The organism is Candidatus Firestonebacteria bacterium RIFOXYD2_FULL_39_29 (assembly GCA_001778375.1).
Classification (GTDB): Bacteria; Oederibacteriota; D2-FULL-39-29; order D2-FULL-39-29; family D2-FULL-39-29; genus D2-FULL-39-29.
In genome coordinates this window covers 1-12,672 of sequence record MFGV01000090.1, presented here as the reverse complement: position 1 = coordinate 12,672, position 12,672 = coordinate 1, and the positions used below count along the sequence as shown (strand labels likewise).

Annotated in this window: 7 protein-coding genes; 1 reads left to right on the top strand and 6 read right to left on the bottom strand. The window is 38.1% G+C overall.

The window, feature by feature from the left end:
- The first annotated feature begins 332 nt into the window (after positions 1-332).
- Positions 333-1,535, top strand: coding sequence for an 8-amino-7-oxononanoate synthase (locus A2536_11750; protein ID OGF44322.1), 1,203 nt, complete (start codon positions 333-335; stop codon positions 1,533-1,535).
- Between the two features lie 79 nt (positions 1,536-1,614).
- Here the strand turns inward: A2536_11750 and A2536_11745 are convergent, their stop codons facing one another.
- From A2536_11745 to A2536_11720, 6 genes are read right to left on the bottom strand one after another with little or no spacing between them, the layout of a single operon-like run.
- Positions 1,615-3,114: a hypothetical protein gene (locus A2536_11745; protein OGF44283.1), complete on the bottom strand. Its 1,500-nt coding sequence runs from the start codon at positions 3,112-3,114 to the stop codon at positions 1,615-1,617.
- The gene (locus A2536_11740) at positions 3,114-3,818 is read right to left on the bottom strand and encodes an ABC transporter ATP-binding protein (protein OGF44282.1); all 705 of its coding nucleotides are present in this window, start codon (positions 3,816-3,818) and stop codon (positions 3,114-3,116) included. The genes A2536_11745 and A2536_11740 overlap by 1 nt, the downstream gene beginning before the upstream one ends.
- Positions 3,818-4,909: a hypothetical protein gene (locus tag A2536_11735; protein ID OGF44281.1), complete on the bottom strand. Its 1,092-nt coding sequence runs from the start codon at positions 4,907-4,909 to the stop codon at positions 3,818-3,820. The genes A2536_11740 and A2536_11735 overlap by 1 nt, the downstream gene beginning before the upstream one ends.
- On the bottom strand, positions 4,906-5,679 hold the full coding sequence (locus A2536_11730) for an ABC transporter ATP-binding protein (GenBank protein ID OGF44280.1): 774 nt from the start codon (positions 5,677-5,679) through the stop codon (positions 4,906-4,908). Before A2536_11730 ends, A2536_11735 begins: the two co-directional genes overlap by 4 nt.
- A complete protein-coding gene (locus tag A2536_11725) occupies positions 5,679-6,683 on the bottom strand; it encodes a hypothetical protein (GenBank protein OGF44279.1) in 1,005 nt (334 codons plus the stop codon). The genes A2536_11730 and A2536_11725 overlap by 1 nt, the downstream gene beginning before the upstream one ends.
- A 52-nt stretch (positions 6,684-6,735) precedes the next feature.
- The gene (locus A2536_11720; GenBank protein OGF44278.1) at positions 6,736-12,309 is read right to left on the bottom strand and encodes a hypothetical protein; all 5,574 of its coding nucleotides are present in this window, start codon (positions 12,307-12,309) and stop codon (positions 6,736-6,738) included.
- Between the last annotated feature and the right edge of the window lie 363 nt (positions 12,310-12,672).

Here is a 12,672-nt window from a genome sequence, read left to right as displayed (position 1 = left end):
TTGTGATTGACTTTTATTGTACACGGATTTATAATACTCATAATACTGTTTCATCTGAATTATAGCATAAACGGGTAAGTTTTTAAAAGAATTTATTTCCTTACCAAAATTGAGATGATTTCCCGGTATTGAGTTTCCGGTGAAGAAAAGGAGAATTTATGGTAATTAAAAAAATGAAGGCCTTCAGACGTTTACGCAAGATGCGAAAACATAAAGGCGAAGCTGTCGGGATGAAGAGATTCGGACAGAACGTTAAAGACATTTATACTAAACAGAGCCTTAATGTAAAATTGAAAGCCGCCAGAATCGCCAACGTCGGGGATGAATATATAATTCCAACCGGGACAAAAAAAGGAGATTTATTCGAAAAATGCCGTAATTTTACGGCAGCCGATCAGGTAAAAAAAGCCGGTCTTTATCCTTTCTTTAGAGTTTTAGAATCCGGCCAGGATACAGAGGTTATGTATCACGGCAAAAAACTGATAATGATAGGTTCCAATAACTATTTGGGATTGACCAGTCATCCCAAAGTAAAAGAAGCAGCAATAGAAGCAATCAGAAAATACGGTACCGGCTGTTCCGGCTCCAGATTCTTAAACGGAACTCTGGATTTACACGTAAAATGTGAAGCCGCAATTGCAAAATTCCTTGGAAAAGAAGCTGCCTTATTATATTCCACAGGATTTACGACCAACGTGGGTGTAGTTTCCTCCATCGCGGGTAAAGATGATCTGATATTCTGTGACAGGACAAATCATGCATCTATTATTGATGGGACAAGATTATCATTTGCCAGGACCATTAAGTTCAAACACAATGATATGCAGGATCTGGAAAGATTAATAGCCAGAGCAGAACCTAAAGCCGGTAAACTTATTGTTGTTGACGGCGTATTTTCCATGGAAGGAGATCTGGCCAAGCTTCCAAAAATCTGTGAAATTGCAGGAAAATATGGAGCTAGAGTAATGGTGGACGATGCTCATTCTGTAGGTATTTTTGGTAAAAACGGACGCGGTGTTGCAGAACATTTTGGAGTAGAGGATAAAGTAGATCTAATTATGGGGACTTTTTCCAAGTCCTTTGCTTCCATCGGCGGTTATATTGCATCATCGGAACGAGCAATTAATTATATCAAACATACCTCCAGGGCTCAGATGTTCCAGGCCTCTATTCCTCCCGCAAATGTAGGTTCAGTACTTGCAGCTCTAGAGATAATCCAAACAGAACCTGAAAGGCGCGAAAATCTTTGGAAAATAACCAGGATGATGTTAAAAGGCTTTCAATCATTGGGATTTAAAACCGGCGACACAGAATCCGCTATCATCCCCATTTTTATAGGTGATGATTTTAAATGTTATAAAATGAGTAAACGGCTTGAAGAAGAAGGCGTATTTGTCAATCCGGTTGTCTCTCCTGCAGTACAGCAAGGACAGGCACTTATAAGAACCAGTTATACAGCTACGCATACTACAGAAGAAATGGAATTCGTTCTCGATAAATTTAAAACAGTAGGTAAAGAAATAGGAATAATTTAACCGTCTACCAAGGAAAAAAAGCCCAGCAATTTCTTGCAGGGCTTTTTTTTTGCTTCAAATTTAGTGCTTCAAGTTTGTTTTACAAGTAGGATATCTTACTTTTCTTTTCTTTAGGGGCATCCTTTTTTGGTGCCGCTGTTTTATTTCCGATTTCTTCTTCCTGTTGAGCCAGCAAAAGATATGCCTGATGCAATTTTTGTCTGACTGTATTATTTCTTGGTTCTTTCTTTAGAATAACCCGGTATATTTCAATAGCTTTTTCAAAAAAACCATCCTTCATATGCTTTTCTGTCTGAATAAACAGTTCATCAATATCGCCCTTGGCTTCTGTTAAAGGAGTTACCTCTTCACGTTGGGGTACTTGCTGAACCACGGGGACAGGCTTTGGAGATTCAGATTCCTGTTTAATCTCCGCCTTTGGCCTTACGGGATCAGAATCAATAAAACTTTGTCTCATCGGATCCGCTTTCGGTTTTACAGGTTGCTCAGGAACTCCAACACTACCTCTTTCAATAACCAAATCATCCTGTTTTTTTATTTGCTGTTCTACTACAGGATTTGGAGTCAAGTTTACCGTCTGAGGCCGGGAATCCGTAACAGAAGAAGGAGCAGCTTGTCCTGATTTTTCAAGCAGCATCGCCTTATCATAGGCTTCTTTTGCTTTTATCTCCGCCTTTTGCTTTAAGAAGTTATCTCCCGCCATTTTATAAGACGCAGCCGATTCCTTGTTCATACTTTTTGCTTCATATATCTGAGCCAACTTTAAATGTCCTTCAGGATTTGTCGGAGAGCCTTTTACATATTCTAATCCAAATTTTACCGCATCGTCATAAATTTTCGCTTTGAGCATTGCATCCATTGCTTTTACATAATACCCGAAAGCCTCCATAGCTGAACCTTTTCTTCCAAAAGCATCCGTTAAACCTTTTAAAGCATCTATACTCGCAGGTTCGGCTTTAAGTACTCTTTCAAAAGCCAAAACAGCATCTGAGAACTTACCATTCCCAACATTGGAATATCCTAAATGAAGAAGAGCTCCGACATGATTTACTTTAATTTTTACAAGAGTTTCAAGTGAAGCAGCCGCTTCTTTAAACATTCCGCGCTTAAAATGCACCAAACCTAGAATATAATGAGCCTCAATACTTTTTAATCCTATAGCTTTATTGGAAAATTCTTCGGCTTTATTCATATCATTAGAAGAAAGATAATGCTCAGCTATAGCAAGATACTCCAATTTTGCTTCTCTTTCCATTTCTTCGTTAACATAAATTTCTGCCGCTTTTATTCTTGCATCTATCTGAGTAGGATCTATCTCCAGAACCTTTTGGAAGTATTTAAGCGCATTTTTAAAAAGCCTGCTTTCATAATATGCATTACCAAGCAGTAATAATTCTTTTGATGCTTTTTCAATCAGTCCCTTGGCAGAATAAAGCTCCGCAAGCCGCATATGACCTTCAGCATTATTCGGATCCTTTGAAATAATGCTCTCATAAAGGGAAATGGCATTATCCTTATCCCCTTTCTGAAGCACTTCATTTGCAGCTAGCAATAATTTTTGTAGTTCCTCTTCATTCATTAAGATTCTCCAAGGTATAGCTTTTTAACTTCTTCATTTTTCAGCAAATCACAGGCATTCCCGGAAAGCTTGACTTTTCCTGTTTCCATTACATAAGCTCTATGAGATATTTTTAAAGCAAGGTTTGCGTTTTGTTCCACTAATAATACCGTAGTTTTACGTCTATTAATTTCCGTAATCATTTTAAAAACACACTCTTCCATTTTTGGAGAAAGACCAAGTGAGGGTTCATCCATCAATATTACCCGGGGACGGCTCATCAAGGCTCTTCCAATAGCCAGCATCTGCTGCTCTCCCCCGCTCAAAGTACCTCCGGGTTGGCTCTGCCTTTCTTTCAAAACAGGAAATATTTCATATACTTCAGTTAATTTTTCTCTGTTTTCAGGTTTGGTTCTTAAATATCCTCCGAGCTCAAGATTTTCCAGAACAGAAAGCTTTCCAAATATCTTTCTTCCTTCAGGCACCAGGGATATTCCAATTTTCACCAGTTTATCGGGAGAAAACCCGTTAATCAAAGTATTTCCTAATCTGATACTTCCGCTAATTACTTTATTTATTCCTGCAATCGCCAGAAGCGTTGATGTTTTTCCGGCACCATTAGCTCCTAACAAGGTAACAATTTCATTTTCTTCTATCTTTATACTGACGCTTTTTACCGCTGCTACCTGACCATAACGCACACATACTTCAGAAAGTTCAAGCATTATTTTTTTAATTTTATAGAAGCGCCGCTGCTTATCAATCCGTCAAGCCCCAGTTTTAGTTCAGTTGCACTATTTGCCTCTGCGAGTGCATCTTCCATTGAAATAAGCCCTTCCCTGTAAAGATTTAACAAGCTCTGATCGAAAGTCTGCATCTTATACTGAACCGCTCCGGCCTGAATAGTCGCACGAAGCTGTGAAGTTTTCTGTTCTCTTATAAGCGATCTTATAGTTGGTGTAGCTCTAAGTATTTCAACCGCAGGAACACGTCCTTTACCCCCTGATCTTCGGAGCAATCTCAGGGAAATCACAGCACTTAAAGTCGAAGCCAGCTGGGATCTCATCTGTGATTGTTGTTCTAACGGAAACGAGTCAATTATTCTATCTACAGTTTGGCCGGCATCTATAGTATGAAGTGAACTCATAACCATGTGCCCGGTCTCAGCAGCCGAAAGAGCAGCAGACATAGTTTCGTAATCACGCATCTCCCCGACCATAATTACATCCGGATCCTGTCTTAAAACTGATTTAAGAGCAGCCGCATAACTATCCGTATCAACACCCACCTCTCTTTGACATATACAGCTCTTCTTGTCATCATAAACAAATTCTATAGGATCTTCTACCGTAATAATATGGCATGCCAAAGTCTCATTCACTTTATCCAACATTGAAGCAAGCGTAGTAGATTTCCCATTTCCCGCAGTACCGGTAACCAGGACTAAACCTCTTTTTTCCATTGCTATTTCCAACAGTATGTCCGGAAGATGCAATTCCTCAAAACTCATTATCTTTTTTGGAATAACTCTTAAGGCAATTGCAACAGTTCCGCGCTGTCTGGCAATATTAGCTCTTACTCTGTATTCTCCCACTTCCTTCGCCAGATCAAGTTCATTTGAACGTTCAAACTTTTGTTTTTGTTTTTCATCCATTAAACTATTGGCAATACTTATAGTTGCTTCCGGAGTAAGTTTTTCATCTCCAAAACCAACCAATTCCCCGTCTATGCGCCACATCGGAGGACTTCCTGCTTTTAAATGAATATCTGAAGCCTGCTGGTCCAACATTTCCTGAAGTAATAAATTAATATTCATTCTGTCTTCTCCCCAAGATATGCTTCAATGACTTGCTTATTTTTCTGAATTTGCAACGGAACTCCTGATGCAATATTCTTCCCATAATTTATTACAAATACTTTATCGGAAATACTCATAACCAGTTTCATATCGTGTTCAATCAGAAATATAGTTACGCCTCTATCTTTAATCTCCCTTATAAGCAAAACTAATTCCTTAGTTTCAGAAGCATTCATGCCTGCCGCAGGTTCATCTAATAATAACAAAACCGGCACAGTAGCTAAAGCCCTTGCAATTTCAAGCTTTCTTTGTTCTCCATATGCCAAGTTTGACGCTATATCGTTTATTTTATCAGATAATCCAACAAAATGCAATAGTTCGAGAGATTGAGAAAATATTGAAGCTTCCCCGAATTCCAAGTTTTTTCTTTTAAGAATAATATCAAAAAAAGATGTTTTCTCTCTTATAGAGGCCGCAACCATTACATTTTCTATGACTGTCATATTTGGGAAAAGTCGTATACCTTGAAAAGTCCTTGCTATTCCAAGCTTTGCAATATAGTGAGGAACATGGTTTTTTAAGTCTATAGGTTTATCAAGGTAGAATATTTTACCTTCATCAGGCGTATATATCCCTGTCAAACAGTTAAAAAAAGTAGTTTTTCCCGCACCATTTGGACCTATGAGACTGACTATTTCACCCTTTTCAATATCTATATTCACTTTATCCAGAGCAGTTATACCGCTGAATCTTTTGCATAAACCGAAAACCTCAAGAAGCTTTGACATTATCTTCTCCTCTCTTCAGCAAGGCTTTCATCTTCTTCATTTTTTATAGTTTCTGAAACAGGAAGTAATTCTGCCTTCCTTCTTGAATTTGGAAACATTCCCTGAGGTCTATAAAGTATCATAGCAATTAATATTAAACCAAAAAAAAGCATTCTATAATCTGCAAAACCGGGCATTATGTCTCTTAACATCTCCGGGATCAAGATTAATACTATAGAACCAATTATCACTCCCGGAATACTGCCCATACCCCCCAAAACTACCGCACATAAAATCATTGCTGAATCCAGAAAAGTGAAACTATCAGGACTTACAAAGGTTTGAACCTGGGCAAATAGAAAACCGGCAATACCCGCAAGAATACTTCCTAAAATAAAAGCAAACAGCTTCATCTTTGTAATGTTTACACCAATCGAGGAGGCCGCAATCTCGTCTTCCCTGATAGAGATCCAAGATCTGCCTATTTTTGAATTTTCAATATTTCTGATGAGGAAAACTGAAATTCCCACAATCACTAAAAGCAAATAATACAACCTTACAGGAGTATTAAAAGAAATCCAAAAGAAACCTGGATTTGAAATATTGCTTATACCTTTTGGTCCATTTGTAAGACTTTCATAATTATTGAAAAATATTCTTGTAATCTCCCCCATTCCTAAAGTTACAATCGCGAGATAATCACCTCTAAGCCGGATTACGGGTAAACCGCTTACCAAACCAATAAGACCGCTGCCAATAATAACAAATAGTAACGCAGGAAAGAAAGTAAAACCAAATTTCACCATTAATATAGCCGTAATATAGGCGCCTATACCATAAAAAGCAGCAAATCCCAGTGCAAGAAGTCCGCAAAAACCCACAACGATATTTAGTCCCAAGGCAAGAAGAATATAGATCATAGTTATTACAAATAAACTCAAATAATCCGGACGATTAATCAGAAAAGGAATGAGTAATGCAATAAAAAATGAAACAAAGTAACTATTTTTCTCTAATAACTTCATAAGCATATCTTACTTTACAATAGCAGCAAAATCAACAGCAATAATTATTAAATTATTTAACAACAATTTTTCCTATTTTCTTTCTGCCCAGATCATCATTTATCATGTACAGATATAATCCTCTTGCTACTTTTTCTTCACGCTCATTTGTACCATTCCATTCTGCCTCTCCGCTGACACCGTCATTTATGGTACCGGTCAATTTTATTTCATACTGCGGATTAATTGTTTTTATTAAATCTCCCGAAACACTATATATTCTTACAATCGGGTTTGATGTAAGATTCTTAAATTTCACGGTGCTTCTGGCGGCAGTATCAAAATCTATAGGATTCGGAAATACTACAACATTGTCTAAATTACTTGCCGCATTCACATATTGACCTATCCTGAATATAGAAAAACTTGATATTACACTGCTTACCCTATGATTTAAAAAATCCACCGTATCTGAAGCAGCCGCAAAAGCCCAGTTGTTATCAGCTCCTAACCGTAAGACTCTAAATTTTCCTTCCAAAACGGGATCATTTACTCCTGTATATGTTAATGTCAATGTAACACTATAGCCGGAGTTTATAACTACCCCGTCTGTTAATGTTATTTCTCTTACACTGCTGTCCAAATACGGCCACAATCTTATGTTGGAATATTTATATTTATTTGAACTTACTATTGTACCTGAAGTTGACACATCATTTATTAAAAATACAGTATTTCCGCTAAGAGCGCCTGAAGGCACAGATAATCTTACCCCGTTAGCACTTTCCACCATTTGAGTTGTTCCAACCGAGGAATCCAGAATTACATCAAATTTTGCAGAACTTGTAGCATTCGTAATCCCTGAGGCTGTTACTTGAATATTATATCTTCCGCTGTTTACCCCGGAGGGGATTATCAAATTTCTTACTTCTGTATCACTTAATACCGTCCAGCCTGTAAAGGCAGTACTCATAACATCGTCCAGTTTTATACTTGTTACCATTGATGAAGCCATTCCCGCAAAGAAACCGCCGCCTTTTATAGTTAATGTAGCAGAAGCAGTATTTAATACACTGACAGGAAGAATTTCTGTAATTGAAATAGAAGGGGTATTTACTGTCAACATTACATTGTTTGTAGCACTTATGCCGCCTCCGGTCACAGTTCTTACTTCATAGACTCCCGGAGTTGTCCCTAAAGGAATCCTTACATTTACTATCTTTGTATTATTTACTACGCTGTATTCACTAATAACAGTATTTGTAGAACCCTCAAGCCTTATTGAAGATACATTATTTGTTGTTATTCCGCCATAAAACCCTGTACCGATAATCGAGATATAAGAAGAACCAGAATTATCGGCAACTATAGGACCAATACTTACTACAGTCGGGGGATTCGTATTGACAATAAATTTTTGAGTACTTGAGGCATTAGTTCCATTTGAGGTGGTAACTCTAACATCATAAGTTCCGGCAATAATTCCTGTTGGTATTGCGCAACCTAATATATTTTGACTATCAGAAACTGACCAAGTCGCAAATTCCGTATTACTCGGATCGTTTAATCTGATACTTGTTACTGCGTCTACTCCGTCAACCCAAAAATTAAGACCTTCAATATCAATATTTCCAGCTATAGTATTATTCATTACACCGGATGTAAAAATAACTACTTCAGGCCCGATTTTTGATCTATATTTGACAGTACTTGTACTGTTAGTTCCCCCGCCTGTTGAAACTTTTATATTATACGTTCCCGCAGCCACTCCAACAGGGATATTTGCATTTATTAGCAAGTCACTTACAACAGAAAACGAGGTTAGATCTGTAGGAATCACGGTATCTAATTGAATGCCTGAAACCGCAGAACTTACAGTACCGCCAAAGAAACCCGTACCAATTATACTTATTGCCGTAAATCCCGTGTTACCGCCTTTATTCGGAGATAGATTTGTCACAGAAGGAGAGATTGTAGTAATAATAAACTTTTGCGCACTAGTTATATTAACACCTGAATGCGTCGTAACAAGTATCTCATAACTTCCTGCGGCAATCGCAGCAGGAACAACACCGCTAATATTTGTATCGTTTACCACACTGTAACTTCCAAACTCGGTTGTACCAATCTTAACACTCAAAACATCCGCTGTTGCAGTTCCCCCAAAAAAGCTAGTACCTGTTATAGTCACTGTTGTCGCAATAAAATTCGTATTTGTCTGCGGTGTTATTGTATTCACTACCGGTGTTAAGGCTGTTACCACGAACCTGATACCACTAGTCGAGTTTTCCCCACCATGTGTCTTCACCCTGATATCATACGTTCCCGCAGCAATCAGACCCGGTATTTCAACACCATCTATCAATACATCACTTTTTACCGAATATGCTGCAAGCACTTTTGTTGTCGGACCAACCATACTTATATTTACAACATCATTCGAGCCTGTGCCGGCATAAAAACCTGTTCCTGTTATTGTAACAGTAGTAGCACTAGTATTTAAATTAACGGCGGGTACAACGGTTGACACTGCAGGAGATATTCCTGTTACTGTAAACTTTTCATCACTTAAGATGTTTATCCCTTCATTTGTTTTAACTTTTACATTATACACTCCGGTATATAATCCTGCCGGTATTATTCCTGTTATTGTTGAATCAGGATCTGCCGCAACCATATTATCGAGCAGTGTATTCAACGGATCATCCAGCCTTACCTCACTTGCGCCGTTAAAAAATTGCCCGTTCACGGTTATTGTTGTTGCCGTTAAATTTGAAGATATATTAGAGCTTAAACTTATTACCCGCGGTCCGTTTTGTATCGTAAATATTGTACCGCTTACATTTTCATATAACCCGGCACTTTTTACTTTAACATCATAAGTTCCCACGGCTAACCCGGATATGATAACATTTTTTATTAAAGAATTGCTTATAACACTATAACCTGATAAATATGTCGGGGTGGGAGTTGTTTCCAATCTTATCTCTGTTATTTTACTGCTGGTTGTCCCGGCAAAAAAACCTGATCCATTTATGCTTATTGTTGTCGCACACGTATCCCCGCCTATGCCGGGATTTAAGGAACTTACTACCGGTATATTTGTAGTAACACCATAATATGCCCCGGTTGCATTAGAACCGTTTATTGTTGTTACTTTTACCCAGTACGACCCGGGGCTTAAACCTCCTGCAATTTTTCCGGTTTGGATTATGGAATCACTTATTGCGGTATACCCGGTTATACCTGCTATTTCCGTCCCTCCATCCATCAGCTTTATGCTTGTTACAGCATCTGAACCTGACGGCCAGTAACCGCTTCCGTTTATTGTAACAGTAGAAATTGAAAGATTTGAGCCGCTAATAGGAGCTATACTTGTAACTCTTGGACCAATTTTACAAACAAATTTGTCAGTACTTGTACTATTTGTACCGCCTGCAGCAGCCACTATTATATTATAAGTACCTGCCGCAACTTCTACAGGAATAATTACACCTGTCATCATTGTGTCGCTTGTCACCGCATATCCAGGAACTATAGTTGTTGGAGTTGGAGAGGTATCTAATTTTACTGATGTTACCGTATTACTTCCTACACCTCCAAAAAAGCCGCCCCCCCATACAGTCAGTGTATTTGGGCTTGTATTTGAACCCTGTGCCGGCGTTAAATTTGTTACTGTAACTGCCGGCGCAGTTATAACAAATTTAACGGTTGAGGTTACATTTGTTCCACCGTTTGGGTCCCCGCTGCCGTTTGATACCCGGATATCATACGTCCCGGGAAATAAACCCTGAGGTATTACTACATTTGTAATAGTTGTATCTGAAACTACCGAATAATCACTTGTAATCTCTGTTGGAGGAGCCGTTGCAATTGTTATCCCTGTAACCGCGGAATTTATTGAGGATCCATAAAAGCTATTCCCTGTAAGTGTCACAGTTGTAGCTGATAAATTAGAATTAGTAGCAGGAGTTACATTAGTAACCGTCGGAGGAAGAGTTATCCTCCAATATCTAACGCTGAAAAGATTTAATGATCTCCAGGCTGACCAAGAAACAGGAACATAGCCAGAAGATGCATTATATCTCAAACACGCTGACGGATACTGATTATCCATAGCATCTGTTGTTATCGATACAGGAGTACTCCAGGTATGCGTTGTTGTATTCAACTTACTATAAACTATGTTTGATTTGACTGCCGTTATATATTTTTTAAAAAAACAATAAACATTCGTCCCGTCTGTGGTCAAACTCGGCTGATCATCATTATCATTTATATCTATCATTATTTCGTTTGAGCCGTTTGCAGCTACAGTATTCCAAGTCCCGCCGGAATCACAATACCTGTATTTTATACCTTTGTAAGTCTGCGTTCCGACAGCATTAATATCTCTGAACGCCAAATGAATAACATTATCATTAGTAACAACACCTGACCAGTCCAAAATACTGCTTGAAACGTAATATGATGTAACATATGATAACACAAATCCTGTCCCGTTCCATTTAGTCTGCTGAATAGAATTATTTACACCACCACCTCCTCCTAAAAGAACCGTAGTATTATTCGCATTAAGTAACAATGTCGTATCATTAGTAACTCCAGGAAGATTATCGTCATATATAGTTAATCCGCTGGTGTGAGTTGCTGCAACCGTTCCAAGCCGAGCCCTTGTACAATTTGTAAAAAGCGTCGTACCTGATTTTCCTCCGAGGGATATATATTCATTATCAAACCTTACTGTTCCAATACCATCTGGGAAGTAAGTATTATCCGCAACAGTAATGCTTGTTGCAGATGCAGCAATAGTACCGGTAAGCGTCGTCGATGGAGCCAGCCAAGTGATACCATCATCATCTGAAAACCAACAATGTTTCTCACTTCTAGTCGTAGCCCATAAACGATTTGAGTTATCCTTGTAAATTCTAGGATCAGTTCTACCTCCGGTAGAAAGAACTGTATTTATTCTTTTTGGAATACTCACTGCCCAGTTCCCTCCGCTATAAGTCAATTTTCTAAATCTAACCTCTCTGTATGATTCTTGTTTTATTGTTACTCCTGAAGCAGCAGTGGTAGTATTAGTACACCCCGTAAATGTAGTTTCTGTTTTACTAGTATAGGTAATAGTTGCATTCCCAGCTTTTAGTGTTCCTGCAGGCAAAAAAGTTGAAGCATCTGCAACCGTTATTATTGTCGTGCTTGAATCAATACTACCTGATAAAGTTGATTCAATATCCAATCCTCCTGAAGTTGTAGTAATCTCCATCGGAGGATTAGAAAAACCGTCTTTATAAAAAGAATAGGCTACATAGATATTGTTACTACTGTCCATAAAAGCGCTATGAGAAGTTCCGGCTCCTCCTCCAACCTCAGTATATCCCAAAGCTGAATCATCAAGTTTTCTCCATGTAGCACCTTTGTCTTTCGATAATGAAGCTCTGATTCCAGCGAAAGCATTAGTACTATAGCTGTAAAACGCTACCAAAGTTCCGTCTGTTGCCTGGAAAAGATGATGACTAGAACCCGGACTAACAGGATTTGTAAGATTTGAAGTACCTACTTCTATGGCTCCCGCAAAGGCAGGAATAGTTGTGAAAAGAATTATAAAACAGATAAGCATATATTTTATTAGTTTTTTCAGCATACTTACAGACCCTCTTATTTTACAATACACATAAATTTGATTTATTTATTATACAACAAATATATAATAATGTCCATCAGCAATGAATTAGAATTCAGGTCGTGTTTATATACCGTCCAACATGGAAATACGGACTCAAGGCAATGTCTCTGCTTTGTTTGTAAAGCTATGATAAAACAAGCCAAATATAGAGTTTTCTTTGTATAGGAGATTACCCAAATTTTATGACTTACTATGTGTTTGGATGGTTTTCTTTAATTTACTTACATACACTTATTGACTTGCTTGCAGTTTTTTAAGTTTTTCTTCAAGAATCTTTATCTCGGCAGGATTGTCTTCTTTCTTGTATACTTCTATCTGTCC